Consider the following 25381-nt stretch of genomic DNA (forward strand, 5'->3'; position numbering starts at 1 on the left):
TGCCGGGAGAGTGCAGCAATGCGTTCCCGTGGCGGGGCGTGTTGCTGGCTTGGGTTGCGATTAGCCTCGTGACGCTGATCGGCAGCGGTGGAAGGCTGTCGATAGCGGCTTTCGTCGACGGCGATGACGCGCTGCGCTTGCAGCAGGTGCGCGACCTGCTGGGTGGGCAAGGCTGGTTCGACCTTCACCAGTACCGCGTTGCGCCGCCCGAAGGGGTGGCGATGCACTGGACCCGCGTGGTCGACATCCCGATCGCGGCGATGATCCTGCTGTTGCGTCCGTTGATGGGGCAGGGGCTGGCAGAGAGCGTCGCCATCGTGGTGGTGCCGCTGCTGCACCTTCTGGCGGCAATGGCGCTGGCGGCGCGGCTGGCAGCGCGGCAATTCGGCCCCCGCATCGGTATCGTCGCCGCCCTTCTGGTGGCAGCGGCGGTGCCGGCATCGTTCCGCATGATGCCGCTGCGGATTGATCACCATGCCATGCAGTTCGTGCTTGCGCTGGTGGCATTGAACGGCCTGTTTGCCTGCGCGCCCCGGATGGGCGGGGCACTGGCCGGTGCGGCGCTGGCACTCGCACTGGCAATCTCGCTGGAATCGCTGCCTCTGGCCGTAATCATCGGCGGACTTTGCACCTTGCGTCTGTGGCGCGGCCAGAGCGCGTGGCTGATCGGCTATCTGCTGAGCCTGTCCCTGGCGAGCCTGGCCCTGTTCCTGGCGACGCGTGGCCTTGGCGATCTGGCGCAGCATTGCGATGCAGTGTCGCCTGTCCATGTCGTGGCGCTGTTGTGGATGGGTGGGGGCACGGCGATCATCCTGCCGCGGCTTCGCGACCGTCCGCCGTTGGTGAGCCTGCTTGCCGTGGGCCTGATCGGCGCAGGGGCTGTCGGCCTTGCTGCGGCGTGGGCGCCACAGTGCCTTGCGGGAGACGCCTTCGCTTCGGTTGATCCGCTGGTCCGCAAGGTCTGGCTTGATTCCGTGCTTGAGGGGCTACCGGTGTGGCGGCAGGAGCCGGGCTTTGCTGCGACTATCATCCTGTTGCCGCTGTTCGGCCTGATTGCGTGCCTGCGACTGGGCAAGCGCGCGGCAGACCGTGGCGCGCGGCTGTTCTGGCTCGACTATGCCCTGTTGCTGCTTGGCGCGACGCTGGTCGGCCAGCTGGTGGCGCGCGCATCGGGAGCTTCCTGCCTCTTCGCGACCGTGCCTGCAGCGTGGCAGTTTGCGGAGCAGTTTGCCCGCTGGCGGCAGGATTCCCTGCTGGTCCGACGCATGGGCAGGGTGGTTGTCATGATTACGCTGCTCCTGCCGGGCGTACTGGTGGATCAGGGGTTGCGTCTGCTCGCACCGGCAGGCCAAGCGTCAGATGGTCGCGCACAGGGCGAAGTGGCCCTTGGCTGCGACTTCTCCCGGGCCGTGCCCGCTCTTGCGGCTCTCCCGAAAGGCACGTTGCTCACCGGTCTGGACATCGGTCCGACCGTGCTGGTCACGTCCGGGCATTCGGTCGTCGCCACCGCCCACCACCGGGCGAGCGCCGCCATTCGCGACGTGATCGATGCCTTCCTTGGACCGGACGAGGCCGCGCGGCAGATCATGGCACGGCGCGGGGCTAAGATGGTGGTGATTTGCCCTGGTGGCAGTGAGGCTCGCTTCTACGCGGAGAAGGCACCGGCCGGGTTCATTGCCCACCTCATGTCCGGCAAGGTTCCGGGCTGGCTTGAACCGGTGACCATGCCCGACGCCAGCGGTGTAAAGGCATGGCGCTTCAGGCAGCGCTGAGCTGCCCTCGGTCCAGTACCGATTGCAGACATTCAAGCGGTCGAGACGGTAGCCATTCCGGGGCATTGCAAGGATTTGGCCAACTCGGCCTGTCACAAATGGGATGGGCTTGAAAGCAGACCGTATTCTTATGCTCGGAGTCCAGCTCTAAACCAGCCGGGCGCTGGGCAATTTTGCCTCGAGCTGAGCACGCGCGCGCAATGTCCTGGGTCTGCGGACCGGAACGAAGCGATCCTCAGCGCAAAAAAAAGGGGCGGTTCCGAAGAACCGCCCCCGATTTTTGATCGATGCCTTGCGGCGAAGGATCAGAAGTTGGCCGAGACGCCGAAACGCACGTAGCGCGGGGTCTGGTAGCCGAGCGGCTGACCGTAGAACCATTCGCGGATCGATGCGTCGTTGCGGTCGCCCAGTTCCTGGAAGTCCAGCTTGCTCTTGAAGTTGAACACGTTGAACACGTCGGCACGCAGGGTGATGCCGCCACCGATCGATTCCATCGGAATGGTGTAGGCAACGCCAAGGTCAAGACGCTTGTTCCAGTCGCTCGAGAACGCGCGGCCACGGCCGATCGGCTGGTCGATCGTGCCGTCAAGCACGCCGGCAGCGATCTGTGCGTTGCAGTACCACGAAGCCGAGGTCGAGTCGGCGCCACGACCGTCATCCTTCGGGTACGTGCCGATGCAGCCGAACTTGCGCGGCGACTGCAGCAGGGCGTTGAACGAGAACAGCCAGCGGTCGGTCGGCTTGTACGAACCGAACACCTTGAAGGTGTGGGCACGATGGTTCGGCAGGAAGCCGGTTGCACCGTCGGTGTAGCCCGGTTCGTCGAAGTCCGAAGTGATGCCGGTATCGTCCTGGCCGGTGTCCGACTTCACGCCGCCTTCGTAGTTGCCGTAAGAACGCGACCACACGTACGAGGCGTTGAGGCCCCAGGTGCCGTCAAACGGACGTTCCCAGTTCAGCTCGACAGCCCAGTAGTTGCGCTTGGCCTTGGGGATGCCGATGAACGATGCCGGGATGGTGATCGGCTGCAGGTTGCCGTTCTGGTCGGTAACCTGGAAGACCGCATCGCGACCCGGGTTCATCAGGATGTAGCCGCCACCGTTGACGATGGGTTCAAATCCGGCGTTGCAGTAAGCCAGCGTTTGCGTGGCGCAGTACTTGCCGATGATCGAGTCATAGGCAGCACCGTCACCGTCGAGATCGACGTCTTCAAGGACCGTGCCGAGCTTGCGGTGGATGACGTTGACGCCGATGCGCATCTTGTTGTCGAAGCGGTATTCGCCACCGACGATGAACTCATCCATGTACTGCGGCTTGAGGTTCTGCGAAACCAGCGTTTCCGGCGGAGACACAGTGCCGTCCGAGAAGACGACGCCATCGACCTTGGTGCCAAGGGTCGGGTTGGTCAGGCTGCCCGAGTAGACGCCACCGGCACCAGTCGGCAGGGTGTAGAAGTCACGCAGGAAGAGTTCTGCGCCACCCAGACGGATGTTGGTGTTGGCTGCGACCGGCAGGTAGTAACGGCCGTAGAACGCCGAGAGACGTGCCTTCTTCTCGCCCGTGGGGTCGAAGTTGATGCCGACGCGCGGTGCCCACTGGTTGTCGATCGACACGAAGTTGGTGCCGAGCGAGGTCTTGTTCACGAACTTGTCGTTGCGAAGGCCCAGCGACAGGTTGAGGCGATCGGTGAGATCCCATTCGTCCTGGATGTAGTAGGCGGTGTTGTTTGACTTGAAGTTGCCGCCTGCGTTGTAGGTCTGGACACGGGCATAGTCGGTGTTCGGGGCGATCAGGCCGTTGCGGGCACCCGATGCGCCAGCACGCTCGAAGATGTAGGCAATGCCGCCCGAGTATTCGCTGATGCTGGCTGCGAACAGCTTCTCGTAGTCCCAGCCGAAGCGGAGCTTGTGCTCACCCAGCAGCGAGAAGTTCAGGTCGACGTCAACGCGGAAGTTCTCACGATCGTCGCGGCCCGAGGCGACCAGCGCGTTGGGGTTGCCCGAGATCAGGCGAGCGACGCCGGTACGACGATCGACGACATAGGGATCCGCATCCTGCGGGCCGGCGTCGGTCTGGTTGAACTTCGAGCGACCGTAGAGGCCCGAGATCGTCAGCCAGTCGGTGAACGAACCGGTGTACTTGAAGATGTAGTTCTCACCGCCGCGCGATTCGTTGACCTGGCTAAGCGCGCCGCTCGACAGGTTGCGAACGAAGACCTTGTTGGTGTCGCTGTCGTTGAAATAGGTCGCTTCGACGCGGTGACCGTCAAACAGGTTGAGGTCGAGCTTACCACCGTAGAACGGGGTGTTCGACTTCTGCGTCACGCGCTGCGTGTCGGTATAGACGCCATTGGGCGAACCGTTGGTATTGGTGCCTTGGGTGCGAGCCGTGTCGCCCGCAGTCGAGTAGCGCGGGTTGAAGAAGCCGAAGAAGAACAGGCGGTCCTTGATGATCGGACCCGAAGCCCAGATGTTGCCTTCAACGCGCTCCAGATAGTCCTGGTCGTTGCGGGCAGCATAGGTGTTCGGACGGTCGTTACGCAGCGCGTTCGGCTCGTAATAGACGTTGAAGCCACCGTGGAAGGTGTTCGAACCCGAACGGGTCAGCGCGATGACCGCGCCGCCGGTGTTGCGGCCGAATTCCGCCGAATAGCCGCCGGTCTTGACCTGGACCTGGTCATAGAACTCGAACGGAATGGTGGTGCCGCCGACGAACGTGCGGAAGTTCGTCACGTTCATGCCGTTGATGTAGAAGATGTTTTCCGCAACCGACGAACCGGCAAGCGAGATGCCGCCGAACGCGGTATCGCCCGAGGTGGCCTGCGGGGTGAGCAGCTGGATCGCTTCGATGCTACGCGGAACCGGCAGGTTCTGGGCAACTTCCTGGACCGAGAAGACCTGACCGGTGGCGGTGCCCGAGGAATCGACACGGCGGATCGGAGCGCCACGCACGACGATTTCGCCAGTGGTCGGTGCTTCGTTGCTGACGGTGAAGTCGTAGTTGTTGCCGCCCAGCGTAACAGAGACGTTTTCGCTGCGGGTGGTGGTGAAGCCGTTAGCCGTCACGGTGACGTTGTAGGTGCCGACCGGAAGAGCGACGACCGAGAAGGTGCCGTTCGATGCCGAGGTGGTCGTACGGGTAAAGCCGGTGCCAGCCGATTCAACGGTGACAGATGCCCCCGGAACCGGATTGCCGGCATCGTCGACGACGGTGCCCGAGAGCGTGGCGGCAGTGACGTTCTGCGCCATGGCAGGCGCGACGATGGCGGCCGAGCCGGCGAAACCGGCGACGACCAGCGCCAGCGGCGCGGCGCTCGCACGGAGCGCAGAGAAGGTTTTGATGTTCACGTGTCCAGTCCCTTTTGTCCTGAATCCTGCACAGCCAGCAAGAGGTGTGCAGGCCCTTTCCCGTATCGCCAAAACCCTAACATCGCGCTTCAGAGCGAAGCTTGGGCCCCCTTGGCAAACGGGCAAGATGTGTCTGTTTGGCTGAAATGATCGGGTCCATCAAAACACGATTGCCAGTTACGAAATGAATCCGAAACATGTGTAGCGAAACTGCCACACCGCCTTTGGGTCAGGTAAGGTAAGGCCGGATTTCCGTAACTTACGGGTGATGCACAGAAATTACACTCCGACCCGGTTCACTTGTCATTAATTTCAAAGGTGACGGTTTCGGGTGAAACAACGCTGCGAAGTTAGGGAAAAAGGCGTTGCAGCTGATACCAGAATCCCCATGGCCGCTTCGTTCCATCGGCAACCGGGCGCCAAAGGAAAACGAACCGCCGGTGATGAGGGCTACCTGCGCAAGGGGCCGTGAATGCGGCTTACGTCTGGTCAGGAAGAAAAAGCAGCGGGTCGATCCGGCTGGCCTGCCATTTCATTGACCAATGCAGGTGCGGTCCAGTCGCTCGACCGGTGGCGCCGATTCGGCCCAGCGGCGTGCCTTGGGCAACCTTGTCGCCTTCGCGCACCAGAAGTTCGGAGGCATGGAGAAAGGCACTGTTGAGGCCCATGCCATGGTCGAGCATCAGGAGCCGGCCTTCAAGGCTGAACGGGCTCTGCGCGGCAAGCGTCACCACGCCATCGGCCGGAGCGACGTAGGTCGTGCCCGCGCCACCGGCTATGTCGAGCCCGGAGTGATAGGCCGCCGGTTCGCCCTTGTAGATGCGCTGGGAGCCGAAGCGGCCGGAAAACCGGCCTGGTGCGGGACGGATGAAAGGCTGCCGCCAGCCTTGTGCGCCGGTGTCAAGCGCGCGGGCAGCAGCGATGCGGGCAAGTTCGGCACGGCGCAGGCGGAGGTAGTCCTCGTTCGTCACGCCACCGGGCTTGCGGGCTACGTTGATATGCTCGATCTGCCAGGCGCGGGGCGCGATGGCGAGTTCGCGAACGGATGTCTGACCACTTTCCAGCGTCAGTTCGATGCGGGCGAGAGGGCCGGCATCGCGATCGAAGGCAAGCAGGAATGTCCGATCGCTGGCGAACGGGATCGGCTTGCCATCAAGCTTGAGTGAATTCGACTGATGCGGGACGCGACCCCGCAGCCAACCGCCCTGCATGATGCGACTTTCGGGTTCGATCGTCAGCGGGCTGATCGGGGCGACGGCCCGTGCGCCACCCGCCGCCACTGCGGCAAATCCGGCAAGGAATGCGCGCCGTGGCAGGAGCATGGCGTGCCTGTCAGCCTTCGAGATGGCGGCGCGTCGAGATTTCGGCGGTGGCATAGGCCTCCTGCCGCTTCGCGCACCAATAGCGCAGGGCATCGAGCGGGATCTGCTCACCCGAAACGGCGCAGACGACATGATCACCGCCGGAAAGCTGGCGGAACGAGCCGGGAAGGTAGTGAAGGCGCGCGAGGCGGCCGGATTGGGACATCAGCATGAGGGCAATGTAGTCCCAATGCCGCCTCAGAACAATTCCTGCTGTCCCTCGGGCCGTGCGGCCGGGCGCGGTTTGGGAGCTGGCCGGGCGGGCGGGGGCGCAGCGGAACCGGTGCTGACGTCCAGCGTGCCGTCGGCGAATTCCAGCCGCAGCGCCGGACGCGCCTGTGCATCCTCGCGCGTCCTGACGACGTGGCCATCGGGTGCAGTAACGAGCACGTAGCCGCGCTGGAGCGGGGCTTTGGGATCGAGCGAGCGGCGCAGCCGGTCGAGCGCGTCGATCTTGCCGCGCGCGTGTTCGATGCGCTGGAGCAGGACTTCGGGGCGCAGGCGGCGGGCGTCGAGCCGCTCGCGCTCGCGCGTAACCCGTGCGCTCAGTAGAGCAGGGCGCAGGGCTCCGGCGTGGCGGGCGAGGACCGATCCGGCGATTTCGGTGCGGTGGACCAAGGCGCGGCGCAGGCGCTCGCCCAGATCGTCGACGCGCTGGGCTTGGCCCTGCAGGAGTGCCTGCGGCTGGGGCAGGCGCTGGCTGCGGGCTTCGAGGCGTTCCTTGGCCTGCGCAAGCTGGCGGGCAAGGGCGCGGCGCTGGCGGGCGTTGAGATCGGCGACGAAGGCGGCTAGCTCCGCCTGTACCGGCACCGCAAGTTCGGCTGCTGCGGTTGGTGTCGGTGCGCGCAAGTCGGCGGCGAAATCGCATAGCGTGGTGTCGGTCTCGTGGCCGACCGCGCTGATGATCGGGATGGTACAGTCCGCCACGGCGCGGACGACCTCTTCCTCGTTGAACGACCACAGGTCTTCGATCGAGCCGCCGCCGCGCGCGACGATGACGAGATCCGGGCGCGGGATTGGTCCGCCGGGCTCCATCGCGGAGAAGCCGCGCACGGCATTTGCGACCTGCGCCGCCGCGCCCTGGCCCTGGACCAGCACCGGCCAGACGATGACGCGACTGGGGAAGCGGTCGGACAGGCGGTGGAGGATGTCGCGGATCACGGCGCCGGTGGGCGAGGTGACAACGCCGATGGTGCGCGGCAGGAAGGGCAGGGGCTTCTTGCGCGCGGGATCGAACAGCCCTTCGCCCTCGAGCCGCGCCTTGAGCTTGGCGAGCAGGGCAAGCAGCGCGCCTTCGCCCGCGATCTCCATGCGCTCGATCACGATCTGGTAGTTCGAGCGGCCCGGGTAGGTCGTCAACTTCCCGGTGGCGACGACCTCGACGCCGTCTTCGGGCCGGAAATTCAGGCGCTGCACGCCGCCGCGCCACATCACGCCATCCAGTCGCGCGTTTTCGTCCTTGAGGCAGAGGTAGAGGTGACCCGAGGCGGCGCGCTTCACGCCGGAAAGCTCGCCACGGACCCTCACGAAGCCGAAGCGATCTTCTACCGTGCGCTTGAGCAGCGCCGAAATCTCGGAGATCGAGAGAGCCGGGGCGTTGTCGCCTGCCGATTCCCTCGCTAGGAGCCCGCCCGAGCCGTTGTTATCGTCGTCAAAAGGCGCGGAAGGGAAAGCCATGAATATCCTGCTGCTGGGATCGGGTGGGCGCGAACATGCCCTCAGCTGGAAACTGGCCCAATCGCCGCTCCTCGACAAGCTCTATGCGGCACCCGGCAATCCCGGCATTGCGGAAAACGCCGAACTGGTGGCGCTGGATCTGACCGACCATGCCAGCGTGGTGACCTTCTGCGAGACGAATCGCATCGGCCTTGTCGTGGTGGGACCGGAGGCGCCGCTGGTCGATGGCCTGACGGATTCGCTGCGCGGGGCGGGGTTCTCGGTGTTCGGACCCAGTCGCGCCGCAGCGCAGCTTGAAGGGTCCAAGGGTTTTACCAAGGATCTGTGCGCCCGCGCGAACATTCCCACCGCAGGCTACGTCCGCGCGAAGTCGCTGGAAGAAGCCCGCGCCGCGCTCAAGGACTTTGGCGCGCCGGTGGTGATCAAGGCCGATGGCCTGGCTGCGGGCAAGGGCGTCGTCGTGGCGATGACGATGGCCGAGGCCGAGGCCGCGGTTGACGACATGTTCGACGGCGCCTTCGGCTCTGCCGGTGCCGAAGTCGTCGTCGAGGAGTTCCTCACCGGGGAAGAGGCGAGCTTCTTCGCCCTGACCGATGGAGCGACGATCGTGCCGTTCGGATCGGCACAGGACCACAAGCGCGTCGGCGATGGCGACACCGGCCCCAATACCGGTGGGATGGGCGCTTACAGCCCGGCGCGCGTGCTGACGCCCGAACTCGAGGCGCAGGCGCTCTCGCAGATCATCGCGCCGACGGTGAAGGCCATGGCCGACGAGGGCATGCCCTATTCCGGCGTGCTCTATGCAGGACTCATGCTGACCGAGCAGGGGCCGAAGCTGATCGAATACAATGCCCGTTTTGGCGATCCCGAATGCCAGGTGCTGATGCTGCGGCTGGAAAGCGACCTCGTGGAACTGCTGCTGGCCTGTGCCGACAACAAGCTGTCGAGCATCCAGCCGCCGCGGTTCTCCAGCGAGGTGGCGATGACCGTGGTCATGGCGGCGGAAGGCTATCCGGGCACACCGAAGAAGGGTGGCCGGATCGACCACATCCCTGCCGCCGAGGCGACCGGGGCGAAAGTGTTCCACGCCGGCACCGCGCTTTCGGCAGAGGGTGTGCTTTCGGCCAACGGCGGGCGCGTGCTGAATGTGACGGCAAAGGGGCCAAGCGTGAAGGCCGCGCGTGATGCGGCCTATGCCGCAGTCGATGCGATCGTCTTCCCGGAAGGTTTCTGCCGTCGCGACATCGGCTGGCGCGAGATCGAGCGAGAAGAGGCGGGCGCCTGACGACAACCGTCTTTGCCGAACAGGTCTTGACCGCATCGGCAAAGCGGGCGCAAAGTCTTGTGACAGCGCGAGACAAGGTGCGCTGAACCGGGAGCCGATGCATGAACCGCCGCACTTTCCTCACCACCGCCGGGACTGCCACGATGGCGGGGCTGGCACTGGCCAATGCCCCCTTGCGGGCGCTCGACAGCAAGCGCCGCTTCGGCATCCAGTTGTGGTCCGTGGCCAAGATGTTGAGCGAGGACTTTACCGGAACCATCGCCCTGCTGGCCAAGCTGGGCTACCGCGAGCTCGAGACCTACGGCCCATATACCTTCAGCGACCAGCGCCAGATCGATGGCTGGAAGAACACGGCCAAGATGCTGGGTTTTTCAGGGAGCGGGTTCTTCGGTCTTGGCACGGCGCAGATCAAGGCCGTGTTCGATTCCCACGGGATGACCGTGCCCTCGATGCACACCGATCTGTTCACGCTGCAGACCCGGATGGGTGAGCTGGCCGACGCGGCGCGCGCTCTTGGCGCGACTTACGTCACGCTCCCGGCAATTCCGGCCGAAGAGCGCAAGACTCTCGACGATTACAAGCGCATGGCCGACGTCTTCAATGACATCGGCCAGAGCGCCACGCGCAACGGCGTTCGTTTTGCCTATCACAACCACGGTTATGGCTTTGCGCCGATGGACGGCAAGGTGCCGATCGACACGCTGCTGGACGCGACCGATCCCGAACACGTGTTCCTCGAGATGGATACCTACTGGACCACGGCCGGTGGCGCCGATCCGAAGGCCTATCTGGCGCGGTACAAGGGCCGCTACCGGATGATGCACCTCAAGGACATGAAGGGCCAGCAGCGCTTCGCCGGAGATGGTGGCGCCCCGGCCGACTGGATCGCGCTGTTCCCTTACCTGACCTGGCTCGGGGACGGCTCGCTCGACATCGCGGGCATTATCGAGGCCGCGAAGAATTCTGGCGTAGAGCACTTCTTCGTCGAGCAGGACCGGGCCGACGACCTCAAGGTCGCCATTGCCGGCAGCGCTGCCTACATGAAGAAGATCGGTTTCGAGTAAGCCGAAAGGCAGGGCGTCAGATGACGCCCTGCTCTGCCATCTGCGCAAGCTCAACTTCGCCAAGGCCAAGCAGTTCGCCGTAGACTTCGGCATTGTGCTGCCCGACCTTTGACGGCGCGGGACGGCGCACAGATCCGGGCGTGGCCGAAAGCTTGGGGAAGCTTGACTGCATCTTGAGCGGGCCAAAGCGCTCGGTCTCGACCTCGATGATCGCCTCGCGCGCCTGGAAGTGCGGGTCGGCCAGCATGTCGGGCGCGCGATAGACGCGGCCGGCCGGGATCGAATGCTCGATCATCAGCGCGTCGACCTCGTCGATGGTCAGCGTTCGGGTCCAGTCATTGATCAGCTCGTCCAATTCGTCCTGGTTCTCGCCGCGGGCAAGGTGGGTGGCATAGCGCGGATCGTCGCCCAGTTCGGGCCGGCCCATGGCATTGGCGAGGCGTTTCCACAGCGAATCCTTGTTCGCGCCGATCATGAACTCGCCGTCCTTGCACTTGTAGACGTTGGACGGGGCGATGCCCTTCAGGACCGAGCCCGAGCGCTCGCGGATGTAGCCGGTGCGGTCATATTCGGGGACTAGGCCCTCCATGACCTGCAACACGGATTCGTAGAGCGCGGCGTCGATCACTTGCCCGCGCCCGGTGCGTTCGCGCTCGTGCAATGCAGCCAACACGCCCATGCAGCCATAGGTGGCCGTGAGGGTGTCGCCAATGGAAACACCCATGCGGCTGGGCGCGCGGTCGGGCTCGCCGACGATGTAGCGCCAGCCACCCATAGCTTCGCCAATGCCGCCGAAACCGGCGCGGTTGGAATAGGGGCCGGTCTGGCCGTATCCCGACATACGGGCGATGATCAGGTTGGGCTTTGCGGCAAGGAGTACGTCCGGACCAAGGCCCCACTTCTCCATTGTGCCCGGCTTGAAATTCTCGATGAGTACGTCGGCGTGGGCGATCAGGCGCTTGACCAGAGCCTGGCCTTCGGGAACGCGAAGGTTTGCGCTGACCGAGCGCTTGTTCCGCGCGATCACTTCCCATTGGACCTTTTCCGTGCCCAAGCCCCAGTCACGCATCGGATCGCCAGTAACGGGCGGTTCGACCTTGATGACGTCGGCGCCCATGTCGCCCAGCAACTGGCCGCAGAATGGGCCGGCGAGCAACTGACCGAGTTCGAGCACGCGAATGTCGCGCAAGGGGCCGGGATTGGCGGGCGCAGGATTGCTAGTTGTCATGGTCATTCTGCCGCCTCCAGTAGCGGCCATTCGGGTTGGATCGGTGCGGGTAGCCCAGTTTCCGCTTCGCAATTGGCGCGCAGAATCTCGATGCCGGGACCGTAGTTGAACAGCGGAAGATCGCCCCGCTCCTCGCGCAGGCGCGCGCGCAAGGCTTCGGTTTCGGCAAGATTGACCGCTCCTCGGTGATCGGCGACCACGCCATAAGCCCGCGCACCTTCAGGCGTGACCAGTCCCTGCACGATTTCCTTGCCGACCAGTTCTGCATCGCGGGCAAGGGGGTCGCCCCAGCCACCGCCGCCCCATGTGATGAAGTGGAGCACGTCACCGGCCTCCACTTCGAGATCCTCGACCTTGTTGCCGACGATGGTCTGCGTGCCGTCGGGCTTTTCGAGGATCTTGCGTGCCCGCGCGCCCGGTTCGCCACCGTTGACGCCCCAGGGAGGCACGAACCAGCGGTCGTCGTGGATCGCGATTGTGCCCTTGGACAGGAAACGGTAGGTCATGCGGATGCCGTTGCCGCCGCGATGGAGGCCCGCGCCGCCTGAATCCGGCTCGCATTCGTAGCGCTCGATCACCATCGGGAAGTAGCGCTCGAGGAATTCGTTGGGCACGTTGGTAAAGCCCGGCCAGAGCGAGTGGCCATCGGGGCCATCGCCCATCGGGCGGCCGGGGATGCCGCCGAAGCCGATCTGGAACAGCTGGAACCAGTCTCCGTTCTTGCCAGGGCGCTCGTCATTGCCCGCGTAGAACAGGTGCGGGCTCGAAGAAAAGCCGGCGGCGTTGAGGAACTCCGGGGTCTTCTGGCCGAGAAGACCGCCGAGAATGTCGAAGATGCGGCCCAGCGCATGGGTGCGGCCTGAAAGCGCGGCCGGGAACTTCGGCTTGAGCAGCGAGCCTTCCGGAATGCGCACGTCGATCAGGTCGTAGAACCCGTCGTTGAACAGGATCTGAGGGTCGAAGACCATGATCATGTAGATGCCGAAGAACATCTTGAACATGTTTTCGTTGAGGAAGAAGTTGATCGAGGCGACTGACTGCGGGTCGGTGCCTGCGAAATCGAGCACGACCTTCTCGCCCTCGCGCCACATCGTGCATTTGATCTTGTAGGGCCCGAAGCCCATGCCGTCGTCGCAGATGTAGTCCTCGAAGCTGACCGGCTCCTCGGCTATGGCCATGCCGACCAGCGCCTTCATCGCGCGGTGGTTGCGTGCCAGTAGCTCCTGCGTGGCTGAGACATAGACGTCGTCGCCGAAACGCTCGGCCATCTCGATCACGCGGCGCGCGGCGACGCGGCACGACGCGATCAGCGCGTTGAGGTCCGCCGCGCACCAGTCGGGCTTGCGCGTCTGGTGCATGACGAGGCGGATCAGGTCGGCGTTGTATTCACCCTTCTTCCAGATCTTCACCGGCGGGATGCGCACGCCTTCCTCGAAGATCGAGCGGGCGTTGATCGGCATCGAGCCGACGACCTTGCCGCCGATGTCGGACTGGTGGCCGAACATCGAGGTATAGGCGATCAGGCGGCCGTCCTTGAACACGGGGAGCAGCACCAGCCAGTCGTTCGAGTGGCTGATGGCGCCCTGCACCGAGTAGGGGTCGGACAGGAAGATCAGGTCGCCGTCCTCGACGGTGCCGTCATAGCCATCTAGGAACGGGCCGATGTACGATCCGAACTGGCCGACGATCATCTTGCCGGTGTGATCGGCGATGAGCGGGAAGGCGTCGCCCTGCTCGCGGATGCCGGGCGACATCGCGGTACGCACGAGCGTCGCGTCCATCTCGATGCGCGCGTTGCGCAGGGCGTTTTCGATGATGTCGAGCGTCACCGGGTCGATGGCGACGCGCTCGAAGGGCTTGTCGTTGGTCTGGACGATGGTTGCAGGCATGTCTCGCGCTCCCTCTCTCAGGCCAGGTTGATCAGGATGTTGCCGACATGATCGACAGTGCCGACGCAGCCGCTTTCGATCAGCGTCGTCGAATCCATTTCGCAGACGATGGCGGGGCCGGGGATCACATCACCGGCGCGCAGTTTGCTGCGGTCATAGATCACCGCTGCCTGTTCACACCCGTCCATCCACAAGGTGTGGTCGCGCATCTTGGCAGCGATCGGGTTGCCATCGCCCCTTTCGAGTTCCGCTGCGGGCAGGTCCAATGCGCGGCCCATGGCCACGGCGCGCAGGTTCACGATCTCGTGGGGGGTGTCCATGTTGAAGGTGAACAGGCGCTTGTGCTCGGCATCGAAGCGGGCGAGGATTCCGGCGATGCCATCGGCGTTCAGGACGTCAGGCGTGATCGTCAGCGGCACTTCGAAGGCTTGCCCGGCATAGCGCACGTCGACTTCGAAGGCGGTGCTGATCTCGTCCTCGGGCACGCCATCGGCCAGCAGTTCGGCGCGGGTCTGCGCGGCCATTTCGTCGAGGATGGCGATGAGGTCTGCCGCCTCGGTCTGGCTGGCGAGGCGGCTGAACGAGCGCGCGGTTTCGGTGCGCATCCGCGTGGTCGCATCGCCCAGTGCGCAGAGCACGCCGGGGCTGACGGGCGAGATTGCCGGCCAGGAACCCATCAGGCGGGCCACGGCATTGACGTGGAGCGGCCCTGCGCCGCCGAAGCCCATCAGCGCGAAGTCGCGCGGGTCGTAGCCCTGCTGCACCGAGATCATGCGCAGCGCGCCGAACATGTTCTCGTTGACGATGTCGATGATGCCGCGCGCGGCGGCCATCAGGTCGATGCCTAGCGCGTCGGCGATGGTCTGCACCGCCTTCTTGGCGCCCTCGCGATCAAGATTGAACGTGCCGCCGAGCAGGTTCTCGGGCAAGTAACCTAGCACGACATTGGCATCGGTCACCGTGGGCAAGGTGCCGCCTTTTCCATAGGCGACCGGCCCCGGCACGGCTCCTGCGCTCTGCGGCCCGACCCGAAGGGCTCTTGTCAGCTCAGGAACATAGGCGATCGATCCGCCGCCTGCGCCCACCGTCTTCACGTCGAGCGCCGAAGCGCGGACGGAGAGGTGGCCGACTTCAGTGGTGCGCTGGCGGCGGGCTTCGAGATTCTCGATCAGGGCAACGTCGGTGCTGGTGCCGCCGACGTCGAGAGTAAGGATGTTCCTGATCCCGGCATTCCGGCCGACCCAGATCGCGCCGGTAACGCCGCCGGCAGGGCCGGACATCAGGATGTTGACCGGATGCTCCTCGGCCTTCTGCGCGCTCATCAACCCGCCGTCCGAGCGCAGCAGCGAAAGCTTGCCGTTCATCCCCGCCTCGGCGAGGCGCGAGCGCAGGTTGGAGACGTATTTGCCCACGACAGGGCGCACCGCAGCATTGGCCACGGTGGTCAGCGTACGCTCGTACTCCTGCATTTCGGGCAGGACTTCGTGGCTCAGCGACACCGGCACGCCCGGCATGATTTCGGCGGCGAGTTCGCCGACGCGCTTCTCGTGGGTGCCGTTGGTATAGGCGTTGATCAGGCTGACTGTGATCGCCTCGACACCATTGTCCTTGAGCACGCCCAGTTGCGCGCGAATGTCGGCATCGTCGATCGGGCGGATTTCCAAGCCTTCGGCGCTCATCCGGCCCTTGATCGTGACGGTATCCTCAAGTGCTGCCAGCGGTTGCGGCTTCGGCCAGACGATCCAGCCAGCAAGCCCGCCCGGCACGAAGCTGCGCGCGATCTGCATGATGTGGCGATAGCCCTCGGTCGTCACCAGGCCGACGCGTGAACCCTTGCCTTCAAGCACGGCGTTGGTCGCAACCGTGGTGCCGTGAAGGAAGTATTCGACGTCGCCCGGCGTGATCCCGGCCTTCTGACAGATTGCGGTCACCCCGTTCAGAATGCCCTCGGAACTGTCGTGCGGGGTCGACGGCGTCTTGTGCCGCCAGAATGCGCTCGACGAGGTGTCAAACAGCAGGAGGTCGGTGAAAGTGCCGCCAACGTCCACGCCAAGGCGATAGCCCATTGCTCGATTACTCCTGAACGATCTTGGGGAAGGGCGGGGCCTTGGCCACCATCGAGGGAAGTTCGCGGGCCATCACGCCGGACAGCCAGCGATTGGCCTCGATCAGCAGGGCGAGGTCCATGCCGGTCTCCACGCCTGCACGGTGGAGCATGTAGACGACATCCTCGCTCGACACGTTGCCTGCGGCGCCCGGCGCGAAGGGGCAGCCACCCAGACCACCAATCGCGGCATCGACCACCGATGCGCCGGCTTCGACAGCGGCCCAGACATTGGCGATGCCAGTGCCGCGGGTGTTGTGGAAGTGCACCCGCACCGGCAGCGGCGAAACCGCCTCGACCACGCGCCGGACCAGCCGCGAGACGTGGGCCGGGTCGGCCACGCCAATGGTGTCGGCCAGCGCCACCTCGATGGGTTCGGCCCCCGCCAACGCGGCCGCCATGGCGACGACGCGGTCTTCGGAAACCTCGCCCTCGAACGGGCAGCCGAACGATGCGCCGATGGTGGCCTGGCCCTTGAGCCCGGCGTCCTTCGCCATGGCAACGATGGCCTTTGCTGCCACGACCGATTCGTCACTGGTCTGGCCCTGGTTGGCGATAGCGAAACCGTCGGTCGAAACGCAGACGGCGCCAAGTTCGTGCAGACGGCCTGTGGCAATGGCGCGCTCGGCACCCTTGGCGTTGAGGACGAGGCCGATGAAGCTGACGTCGCCCGTTTGCGGGAGGCCAGCGCAGACCTCTTCGGCGTCGGCCATCTGAGGCACGCGCTGGGGATTGACGAAGCTCGTCACCTCGATGCGGCGCGCGCCTGCGGCAATGCTGCGCCGGATCAGCTCGAGCTTGTCCGCCGTGGACACGATCGCCTTCTCGTTCTGCAGCCCGTCACGCGGGCCGACCTCGACGAACGAAATTGCAGGCGCGCTCACGCTGCTTCTCCAGGTCGGCTGGTAGGCATGCCGGAAGTCATCAAAACGGCCTCTCTTCGTATGCAATATTACTGTGCGGGCATTCCAGTCACTGCCGAAACCTGCCCGTAGGTGCAGGTTCCTATGCACCTTGACCGATCAAGTTTGTATACAATAAGCTGCCTATCCGAGAAGCGAGCGTCAAGAGGGGGGCGAAAGCCCGTGCGCTCGCAAAAGCGAATGCCGCAAGAACACGGCAACGTGATCGAGCCAGACGTGATCGAACCAACAGGGAGGTTTGAGAATGCGTGCCACCCGTCTTCTATTGAACACTGCAGCGCTCGGCCTGATCGCCAGCGCCGCCCCGTCCTTTGCCCAGGAAGCGCCACAGGATGCCGCGCAGGCGGCTGACGATGGCGATAGCATCATCGTTACGGCGCGCCGCCAGAACGAGCGCCTGCAGGATGTGCCTGCCTCGGTCTCGGTCCTCACCGCTACTGCGTTGCAGAACACCGGCGCGGTCAAGGCGGAGGACTTTACCCAGCTTACGCCTGGCGTCACGATCGTGACCGGCACGGCCGAAGCGGGCGACACGCAAATCAACATCCGCGGTATAAACGGCGCGCGCGACGCTGAAAGCTCGGTTGCGCTGGTGGTCGACGGCATACTCAAGACCAACACTGCGCAATTGAACCAACCGCAGGGCACGCTGTCGCAGGTCGAAGTTCTCAAGGGGCCGCAGGGCGCGCTCTATGGGCGCAACGCCGCGGCCGGCGCGATCGTGCTGCAGACTCTGAAGCCCACCGACACGCTTACCGGCGGCCTGCGCGCCTCCTACGCCAACGAAGCGACGTACGAAGCCACTGCGCATATTGCCGGGCCGCTGGGCGAGAACGTCGGCTTCGTCGCCTCGGGTTATTACTTCACCACCGACGGCTGGTGGCGCAACAAGTTCCTGAACAACTCCAAGACCGTCGACGACAAGGAGAACTGGGCTCTCGATGGCCGGGTGATGATCGGCAAGGGCACTGCGACCCAGCTTGATGTCAAGGCGCGTTATGCCGAGTTCCACGGCGCATCGCTTCCTTTCAACGCCTCGTTCCACCTGCCGCAGTTCGGTGCGGTAAACCCTGCGTTCTACGAGGATGTGAACAAGCACCCGTTCAACTTCTACAACAACATTCGCGCCACCAACGACCAGAAGAGCTTCGATGCCTCGGTCAAGCTGGATCAGGAGTTCGGCAACGGCATGAAGCTGGTCGCCTGGGCGCTCTACTCGGACGTCAAGCAGGACCTCGTCGCTGACGGAACATCGGCTGACTTCGCACGCTACATCTCGAACACCGATCCGCGCGTGGCAAGCACGGTCAACCAGTGCTTTGCGAGCACGCAGGCCCTTACCGGCTATCCGGTCAACCAGCCCGGCGGGATCGGCGCGCTTCCCGTGCCGTTCCTGTTTGCCCCTGCCAACGGATCGACCTTCGGGCCGTATAGCCCAACGACCTGCGATGGCATCCAGTACCAGCTGCGCAACCAGAAGGATTTCAGCACCGAGATCCGCCTGCTGTCGAACGCCGATGGGCCGCTGACGTGGCAGCTCGGCGCCTACTACCTGCACATCGACCGCAAGACTGGCGTCAGCCTTGGTGGCGACACGGGGCAGGGCGTGATCAAGCAGCTTTACAATGCGCCGGACACCAAGAACCCGACCTCACTGCTGCTGGCCGACAAGTTCCGCACCAACGTCTATGCGGCGTTCGGTTCGGCCGAGTGGAAGCCTTCGGACGTATTCACCGGCGGCATCGCCCTGCGCTATGACATCGAGGATCGCGCCGCCAACTCGCTCGTGCCCAACGCGACCGATCCGTTCACCGGTGGCCCGATCAATCCCGGCCTCGCCTTCGGAGCATTCACGCCGCAGAACGCCACGTTCAAGCAGCTCCAGCCCAAGGTGACCCTAAGCTTCCACCCGACCAACCAGCTGAATCTCTACGCTAACTGGGGCATCGGCTTCAAATCGGGTGGCTTCAACAACCAGGGCTCGTCGGCCGTGGTCAACACACGCTTCAACAACGGTGTCACGCCGGGCACGATCAATGCGGGCGTGACCATCAACGACCAGTACCGCAAGGAACGCTCCAGCGCCTTCGAAGCCGGTGTAAAGGGCGAACTGTTCGACGGCCGCATCACCTATGACCTTGCCGGCTACTACACCCGCGTCACCGACATGCAGTTCTTCGAATTCTTCGTCGGCGATTTCGGCCTGCTGCGCGTGGTCTCGAACATTGACCGCGTGGACATCAAGGGCGCTGAAATCAACCTGACCGGCAAGGTCGTCGACGGCTGGAAGGTGTTCGGCTCGTTCAACGTCACCGACAGCGAGATCAAGAAGAACGCTTCGCGCCCCTACACCGTCGGCAACAAATCGCCCTATACTGCCGATTGGACGCTGAATCTGGGTTCGGAAATCACCGCGCCGCTGACTGACAATGCCAAGCTGCTGTTCCGCGCCGACTATCGTGTGACCGGTCCGACGTGGTTCCACTCGGTGCAGGATCAGGAGCGCCCGACGATCTTCTCAGGGCTCTTGCCGATTTCGCAGCTGAACTTCCTGCCGCCGTCGTTCGGCAATGCCCGCTATGACGTCGCCAAGCGCGATGCCTTCGGCGTGCTCAACCTGCGCGCCGGAATCACCACGCCGAACTATCGGATCGCGGTGTTCGCCGACAACCTGCTCGATCGGAAGTACATCGCCGAAGCAATTCCTGCGATCGAGTTCGGGGGTTCCTTCATCTCGCCGGGCGCGCGTCGTCTCATCGGGGTTGAAGTGGGCGCCTCGTTCTGATCAGGGCTTCAGGATAGATCCGGCGGGTAGCGGGTTGTACCTGCTCCCCCGGACGATACAGGAGCATACGTGTCCAAAGCCTCGCAGGAAGCCTACCGCAAGATCCGCGCAGGGATCCTGTCGGGGCACTTCCCTGCCGGGCAATTCGTGCCCGAGGACGAATTCGCGCAATACTGCGGATTATCCCGCACCCCGGTGCGCGAGGCTATCGCCGAACTTGTCGCCGAGATGCTGCTGCAACGTTCCGGCACCAACCGGGTTTTCGTGCCGGTCTGGTCCGACGAGGACGAGGAAGAGTTGTTCACCCTTCGCGCCATGCTGGAAAGCCACTGCGCTTCCCGCGCGGCGCGGATGATTACCGACGAGCAGATCGCCGAGCTCAAGTCACATTGCGATTTCATCGACAATGCCATAGCCGCACCTTCGGGACCTGATGTCTCCGGATTTGTCGAGGGCAACCGCCACTTTCATGCGGTCATCCTTGCAGCCGCGCAGTCGGACCGTCTGGGGCAGCTAATGAAGTTCGTCGTCAGCCAGATCGTCGTCCACCGCACGGCAGAACAGTACAGCCGGGCGGACATGGAGCAGAGCCAGCGCGACCACCGTGACCTCGTCAGCGCATTCGAAATGCGTGACGAGGATTGGGCGGGCGCGTTGGCAAACACGCATATCCGGCGCGCGGCCAACGCCTACCGCACGATGCGGCAGGGCAGCGAGGCTGCTCAGGCCGAGGCCTGAAGCACGCGCAGTTCAGCCTGGGGCAGGGCTTCGGTCTTGGCCTGGGCCATCAGCTCCTGCTTGCGCGCCATCATCGCATCGCGCAGTGCGACCATGTCGAGCCCGGCGTCACGGGCTTGCGAGAACATGCCTTCCGAGCGGGCTTCCTCTTCGTGGACGTGGTGCTTGATCTCTTCGCTCAGCACCTTGACCTTGGCATCGAAGAACTCGTCCTCGGGCGACGTGGCCATGATGTCGTTGATCAGCAGCTTTGCCGCATCGTGCTCGACATAGGCCTCGGTATAGGTCTCTTCCTCGATCTTGCCCTTCAGCGCGGGGTAGAAGATCTCCTCCTCGATGATGGTGTGGATCTTCAGCTCGTTGCAGATCTGCAGGGCCAGCGCCTGCTTGCGGTCCGAGCGGGCGCTCTCGAACTTGTCGAACAGCGCCTCGACATTGCGGTGGTCGGCCTTGAGCAGGGCAATGGCATCGGTGAACTTTGCTTGAGCCATGGGTCTAAGTCCTTGAAAATGAGTCGATTGATCGCTCAATCCCCCAAGTGCGGCGAATGTTCCGGAACCATCCTCTGCGCCTCGCGCTTGGCTTGTCATGACCGGACATCGCACACTGCCGCAACCGCACGAACGCTGGCCAGAGGTGCTGTGGCTGATCCGTCACGGCCAGAGCGCCGGCAACGTCGCGCGCGACGCCGCTGACGCCGCGGGTGACCTGCGCATTGCGCTCGACCATCGCGATGTGGACGTGCCGCTTTCCGCGCTCGGCCACGAACAAGCCCGCGCGCTTGGGCACTGGTTCGCCGGTGGCGAAGAGGGTGCGCGGCCGGAGGTGATCCTGGCCAGTCCCTATGTCCGCGCCGTGCAAACTGCCGAGATCTTCCGCGAGGCTGGCGGCTGTGCCCCCGACTTGCGCATCTGCATCGACGAACGCCTGCGGGAAAAGGAGTTCGGCATCCTCGATGGCCTGACTACGCGCGGCATCCACCACTTCCAGCCCGATCAGGCCGAGTTCCGCCGCGTGCTGGGCAAGTTCTACCATCGCCCGCCCGGCGGCGAAAGTTGGGTCGACGTGATCTTCCGCCTGCGCGCGCTGCTCGACACGGTATCGCTGCACTACGCTGGCAAAAGGGTGATGATCGTGGCGCACCAGGTCGTGGTGCTGTGCATGCGCTATATCATCGAGCATCTTTCGGAAGCGGAGATCCTTGCCATCGACAAGGCCGGGGACATCGCCAACTGCGCGATCACGCAATACCGGCTCGACAGCTCTGGCAAGGGCGACGGGGAACTGGTGCTCGAGCATTACAACATGGTCGCCCCGATGGTCCGCGAAGGCACTGAAGCGACCCGCGAGCCCGACCGCATGGTGGCCGCCCGTGGCTAAAGCGCAAACTTTGGACGGCGCGTGGTTGCGAAAGCATCCGTTGCCGCAGCCGGACGAGGAAAGCGACAAGAATGCGCGCGGCCGCGTGCTCGTCGTCGGCGGTTGCACCATGGTCCCGGGCGGCGTGCGCCTTACCGCCGAGGCCGCCCTGCGCGCTGGCGCGGGCAAGGTGCGCATCGCGACCGTCGAGTCGACCGCCATGATGATCGGCGTACTGATGCCGGAAGTGGCGGTCCTGCCGCTGGCGCCCGACCCCAAGGGTGAGATCGACGCCTCCCGCGCGAACCTGGAAGGCGAAGTGGACAAGAGCGATTGCCTCGTTCTCGGTCCGGCGATGAGCTGCGCGGAACAGGCCTCGGCACTCGTCGGTCGGCTGATGAGGGCGGCGGACGAAACGCCGCTGGTGCTCGACGCAGCGGCGCTGATGGCGATCTGCGACCATGCCAGGCGCTTGCGCGAACGACACTCACCGGCTGTCCTTACCCCGCACATCGGCGAGATCGCCGCGCTGCTGGGCGAGGAGGCAGTCGCGATCAATCAGGACCGCGCCGCCGCAGTGTCCCGATGTGCCGAGCGCTTCGGGTCGGTAGTCGTGCTGAAGGGGGCAGTCAGCCTGGTTGCAGCGCCAACCGGAGAGCTGTTTAGCTACAGCGGCGGGAACGTCGGGCTGGCCACCGGTGGCTCGGGCGATGTCATGGCCGGTATCGCTGCCGCCCTGCTGGCGCGCGGGGCAGAACCGTTGCAAGCCGCGCTCTGGTCCGTGTGGCTGCATGGCGAGGCTGGCAGGCGGTGCGCGGAGGCGATCGGCCCGCTGGGCTACCTTGCCAGCGAGCTTCTCGGCTTCATTCCGCGGGTGATGGAACGGGCTGCTTGAGCCGGTAGTCTTCTACCGGTACGCCGCCGATCACATGCTCCTGGATGATCCGCTCCAGCACCGGCGGGGTGCAGGAATGATACCAGACGTTGTCCGGATAGACGACAGCCACCGGCCCTACCATGCACACGCGCAGGCAGCCGACCTTGTTGCGCAGCACCCCCTGCGCCCCGCCCAGCTTCAGCTCGCCGAGGCGCTTCTTGAGGTAGTTCCAAGCCTCGTCACCGACATCGCGCGGGGCGCACTTGTCCTTCTCCGGCCCGGCGCACAGCAGGATATGGCGCTGCGGATTGAAACCGCCGAGCTTTTCGAGGGCTATTTCAGCAAGAGCAATCTCGGCGGCATCAGGGATCATTCGGCCTTGCCATTCTTTTTCAACCAGCGTTCGAGCCAGTTGAACGAAGTCTGATGCCACTGCAACGAGTTCTTGGCCTTGAGCACCCAGTGGTTCTCGTCAGGGAAAACCAGCAGTTCGGAAGGGATGCCGCGGCGCTGCAGCGCCGTAAATGCCGCGAGGCCCTGCGTATAGGGAATGCGGAAGTCCTTCTCGCCGGTGATGACCAGCATCGGCGTTTTCCACTTGGCAACGTGGTTGACCGGGTTCCACTTCTCGAACTCTTCCGGCGCTTCGTAGTAAGGGTGCCCGCCGTGCTCCCACTCGTCAAACCACAGTTCCTCGGTTTCATAGGCCATGGCGCGGGCATCGAACACGCCGTCATGCTGGACAAGGCACTTGAACCGGTCGGGCCAGTTGCCGGCGATCCAGTTCATCATGTAGCCGCCGTAGGACGCCCCTGCCGCGCAGGCATTGTCGCCATCGATCTGTCCATCCAGCGCGATCGCGGCGGCAAAGCCCTTCTGCAGGTCCTCCAGCGGCTTGCCGCCCCACTGCCGGTTGATGGCGTCGGTGAAGGCCTGGCCATATCCGGTGGAGCCGTGGAAATCGATCGAGACGATTGCATAGCCCTGGCTTGCCCAGACGCGCGGGTTCCAGCGGTTGGACCAGCTGTCGTTATACGAGCCCTGAGGTCCCCCATGAACGAACAGGACGGACGGCAGCTTGCCCTTGATCCAGCTTGGCTTGGTGATCTGGCCCCAGACCGTATCGCCATCCGCGCCCTTGAAGCTGAAGCGCTGCGTCATCACGGGAGCGCGCTGGGCCAGCGCTGAAGTGGCAACGTCCGTCAGCCGCATGCCAGCCTTGCCCGGCTTGCCCACGAACAGTTCCGCCGGCGCATCGATCGAATCGCGAGTGTAGACCAGGCGACCGTCCTTGAGCGGCACGACATTGCCGATGTGTCCTTCCCGGCCGGGGTTGAGAACGAGGCGGGTGACCTTGCCGTTCATCGGATCGATGCGGAAGGCGGGCGTATCCAGGACGTCCTCTGCCGTCGCGATCAGCGCCTTGCTGTCCGGCGTCCAGGTCAGCGAGGCGACCGAGCGGTCCCACCCACCGGTCAGTTCGCGCCTTTCGCCGGTCTTCAGGTTGATGAGGTGGACGACCAGGCGGTCCGCCTCGTAACCGGGGCGCGCCATCGCGGCATAGGCCAGCCACTTGCCATCGGGCGAAGGGGCGGGGGTATTGTCGGTGGCCTTGTTGGCCTCCGTCAGGTTCTTCGGCGCCGCGCCGTCCAGCCGTGATTGCCAGATGTCGAGATTGGTCGAGGTTGGCTCGTTCCGGTCGGCCTGCCGCGCGACGAAGAACAATGACTGCGAATCCGCCGCCCAGGCGACGTCCTCGCCGCCACCGAAGGGCTTGCCCGGGCTGTCGCCGGTCAGCGTGCCCACAGGGCCGTCGGCAGCCTTGCCATCGCCGATGACCTTCCCATCAGCGCCAAGATCGAAGGCAAAGACACGGCTGTAGTTGCCGGGCGTTTCCCATGCATCCCAATGGCGAACGAAGCCCGCACCGTCCTTGTAGTGGCGACCTGTGCCGGGTCCGGGGAGGGCGGTGTTGCCGTCGCTGTCGCAGCCGAAGGTGGGGCAATCCCGCGCGATATCGCCCCACACGGCAATGCGCTTGCCATCAGGGGAAAGTTTGAAGCCGGCGACGTCGGTCTTGAAGTTGGTGACCTTCTGGAACTCCAGCAGTGTGGTGCGCGGCGTCCCGGCCTCCGCTTTCGGGCTCGCGGGAATGCGGTAGACCTGCGTCTTCGCATCTTCGTCGGCGACCACGCCGGGAGGGGCGCTTGCGAGGAAATAGAGGCTTCCGTCCGCCCCGTAGGCCGGGTCACTGGCGCCCGGCCAGATCGGCGCGCCCTGCGCCCGTCCGTCGAGAGAAATGAGTTGCAGCGCTGACGTGCGCTTGAGCGTGTCGGGATCAGTGCGAGTCACGATGATCGCCGCGGACTTGCCGTCGGGCGAAACTGCCGTGCCGCCGAGGCGGCCAAGCGTCACCAGATCCTGCGGAGAGAACGGCGCAGCCTGCTCTGCAACGGCAGGAACAGCGAAAGCGAAGGCGAGCGGAGCAGCCGCCCACAACAGCGAGTTGGTTTTCATGGAAACCGGATTAGCGCCGTAAGCCTACGGCGCAAACCGCAAAATCAGCCGCGCTTCCCGGCGATACGCGCAATCTCGGCGGCGACCATCTTCTCGACCATGGCAGGCAGGTTCTTGTCGAGCCATTCGGCCAGCATCGGCTTGAGCATCTCGCGCACCAGCCCTTCGAGCGAAGTTTCGCCCGAGCGGACGATCTGCGGCGCAACGCCGGGCTGCGCCAGCATCGAAAGCGCCGCGAGCGATTCGCGCATCGACGCTGCTGCCGCATCGGCAATCAGGCCGCCTGCGGGCTCGGCTTCGTCCTCTTCGGCAGGGTCGGTCAGTTCGAGCACGTCGGGACGCGGGGCCGGCTTGGGCTGCAGGCGTGCCTGCGCCTCGACCTTGTTGTCGCGCGCGATCACTTTCTTGATCGATTCGAGGATTTCCTCGACGGACGGTTCACCGGCCTGACGCAT

19 protein-coding genes are annotated in these 25381 nt (G+C 64.5%); 7 read left to right on the top strand and 12 right to left on the bottom strand.

All coding sequences use genetic code 11. The annotated features are described in order from the left end of the window. The first annotated feature begins 38 nt into the window (after nt 1-38). Nucleotides 39-1772 (top strand): hypothetical protein, encoded by a 1734-nt coding sequence (locus ACZ1JY_RS10890; protein ID WP_465129269.1) that lies wholly within the window; start codon nt 39-41, stop codon nt 1770-1772. Between the two features lie 305 nt (nt 1773-2077). Here ACZ1JY_RS10890 and ACZ1JY_RS10895 read toward each other — a convergent pair whose 3' ends face one another. The 4 genes from ACZ1JY_RS10895 to xseA all read right to left on the bottom strand — a co-directional run bounded on the left by ACZ1JY_RS10895 (nt 2078) and on the right by xseA (nt 8157). Continuing rightward, entirely contained in the window at nt 2078-5119 is a 3042-nt protein-coding gene (locus ACZ1JY_RS10895) for a TonB-dependent receptor (protein ID WP_465129270.1), read from the bottom strand. A 479-nt stretch (nt 5120-5598) separates the two neighbouring features. Next, nucleotides 5599-6441, bottom strand: coding sequence for a M23 family metallopeptidase (locus ACZ1JY_RS10900; protein ID WP_168904035.1), 843 nt, complete (start codon nt 6439-6441; stop codon nt 5599-5601). 10 nt (nt 6442-6451) lie between these two features. Beyond that, a complete protein-coding gene (locus ACZ1JY_RS10905) occupies nt 6452-6652 on the bottom strand; it encodes a DUF2093 domain-containing protein (RefSeq protein WP_118072765.1) in 201 nt (66 codons plus the stop codon). 26 nt (nt 6653-6678) lie between these two features. Then, nucleotides 6679-8157: an exodeoxyribonuclease VII large subunit gene (gene xseA, locus ACZ1JY_RS10910; protein WP_465129271.1), complete on the bottom strand. Its 1479-nt coding sequence runs from the start codon at nt 8155-8157 to the stop codon at nt 6679-6681. On the opposite strand from xseA, the gene purD reads away from it, so the two are divergent. Together purD and ACZ1JY_RS10920 are read left to right on the top strand one after the other, a co-directional pair. Continuing rightward, nucleotides 8156-9442: a phosphoribosylamine--glycine ligase gene (gene purD, locus ACZ1JY_RS10915; RefSeq protein ID WP_118072763.1), complete on the top strand. Its 1287-nt coding sequence runs from the start codon at nt 8156-8158 to the stop codon at nt 9440-9442. The two genes, xseA and purD, sit on opposite strands and share 2 nt — an antisense overlap. 101 nt (nt 9443-9543) lie before the next feature. Further along, entirely contained in the window at nt 9544-10506 is a 963-nt protein-coding gene (locus ACZ1JY_RS10920; RefSeq protein ID WP_465129272.1) for a sugar phosphate isomerase/epimerase family protein, read from the top strand. Nucleotides 10507-10522: 16 nt separating this feature from the next. On the opposite strand, the gene ACZ1JY_RS10925 is transcribed toward ACZ1JY_RS10920, so the two are convergent. Genes ACZ1JY_RS10925 through ACZ1JY_RS10940 form a run of 4 tightly spaced genes read right to left on the bottom strand, consistent with a single transcriptional unit; the run spans nt 10523 to nt 16611 of the window. Continuing rightward, nucleotides 10523-11740, bottom strand: coding sequence for a CaiB/BaiF CoA transferase family protein (locus tag ACZ1JY_RS10925; RefSeq protein WP_465129273.1), 1218 nt, complete (start codon nt 11738-11740; stop codon nt 10523-10525). Continuing rightward, nucleotides 11737-13623 carry a hydantoinase B/oxoprolinase family protein gene (locus ACZ1JY_RS10930; protein ID WP_465129274.1) on the bottom strand — a complete coding sequence of 629 codons (1887 nt, stop codon included), beginning with the start codon at nt 13621-13623 and terminating at the stop codon, nt 11737-11739. Before ACZ1JY_RS10930 ends, ACZ1JY_RS10925 begins: the two co-directional genes overlap by 4 nt. Nucleotides 13624-13640: 17 nt before the next feature. After that, complete coding sequence (locus ACZ1JY_RS10935) at nt 13641-15689, bottom strand: hydantoinase/oxoprolinase family protein (protein ID WP_465129275.1); 2049 nt, start codon at nt 15687-15689, stop codon at nt 13641-13643. Between the two features lie 7 nt (nt 15690-15696). Continuing rightward, entirely contained in the window at nt 15697-16611 is a 915-nt protein-coding gene (locus ACZ1JY_RS10940; protein WP_465129276.1) for a hydroxymethylglutaryl-CoA lyase, read from the bottom strand. 283 nt (nt 16612-16894) lie between these two features. On the opposite strand from ACZ1JY_RS10940, the gene ACZ1JY_RS10945 reads away from it, so the two are divergent. Together ACZ1JY_RS10945 and ACZ1JY_RS10950 are read left to right on the top strand one after the other, a co-directional pair. Then, nucleotides 16895-19435, top strand: coding sequence for a TonB-dependent receptor (locus ACZ1JY_RS10945; protein ID WP_465129277.1), 2541 nt, complete (start codon nt 16895-16897; stop codon nt 19433-19435). A gap of 69 nt (nt 19436-19504) precedes the next feature. Beyond that, the gene (locus ACZ1JY_RS10950; RefSeq protein ID WP_465129278.1) at nt 19505-20173 is read left to right on the top strand and encodes a GntR family transcriptional regulator; all 669 of its coding nucleotides are present in this window, start codon (nt 19505-19507) and stop codon (nt 20171-20173) included. On the opposite strand, the gene ACZ1JY_RS10955 is transcribed toward ACZ1JY_RS10950, so the two are convergent. Next, nucleotides 20158-20664 carry a hemerythrin domain-containing protein gene (locus ACZ1JY_RS10955; protein ID WP_168904028.1) on the bottom strand — a complete coding sequence of 169 codons (507 nt, stop codon included), beginning with the start codon at nt 20662-20664 and terminating at the stop codon, nt 20158-20160. The two genes, ACZ1JY_RS10950 and ACZ1JY_RS10955, sit on opposite strands and share 16 nt — an antisense overlap. Before the next feature lie 97 nt (nt 20665-20761). Between ACZ1JY_RS10955 and ACZ1JY_RS10960 the strand changes: the two genes are divergently transcribed. Beyond that, on the top strand, nt 20762-21553 hold the full coding sequence (locus ACZ1JY_RS10960; RefSeq protein ID WP_465129279.1) for a histidine phosphatase family protein: 792 nt from the start codon (nt 20762-20764) through the stop codon (nt 21551-21553). Further along, on the top strand, nt 21546-22427 hold the full coding sequence (locus ACZ1JY_RS10965; protein WP_168904026.1) for an NAD(P)H-hydrate dehydratase: 882 nt from the start codon (nt 21546-21548) through the stop codon (nt 22425-22427). Before ACZ1JY_RS10960 ends, ACZ1JY_RS10965 begins: the two co-directional genes overlap by 8 nt. Here the strand turns inward: ACZ1JY_RS10965 and ACZ1JY_RS10970 are convergent. Genes ACZ1JY_RS10970 through ACZ1JY_RS10980 form a run of 3 tightly spaced genes read right to left on the bottom strand, consistent with a single transcriptional unit; the run spans nt 22396 to nt 25381 of the window. Then, nucleotides 22396-22782, bottom strand: coding sequence for a (2Fe-2S) ferredoxin domain-containing protein (locus ACZ1JY_RS10970; RefSeq protein WP_118072755.1), 387 nt, complete (start codon nt 22780-22782; stop codon nt 22396-22398). The two genes, ACZ1JY_RS10965 and ACZ1JY_RS10970, sit on opposite strands and share 32 nt — an antisense overlap. Next, nucleotides 22779-24926 (bottom strand): S9 family peptidase, encoded by a 2148-nt coding sequence (locus ACZ1JY_RS10975; RefSeq protein ID WP_465129280.1) that lies wholly within the window; start codon nt 24924-24926, stop codon nt 22779-22781. The genes ACZ1JY_RS10970 and ACZ1JY_RS10975 overlap by 4 nt, the downstream gene beginning before the upstream one ends. A gap of 44 nt (nt 24927-24970) precedes the next feature. Then, nucleotides 24971-25381 (bottom strand): DUF2497 domain-containing protein, encoded by a 411-nt coding sequence (locus ACZ1JY_RS10980; RefSeq protein ID WP_118072753.1) that lies wholly within the window; start codon nt 25379-25381, stop codon nt 24971-24973.

The organism is Novosphingobium sp. BL-A-41-Hi4B-X5A, from assembly GCF_055521705.1.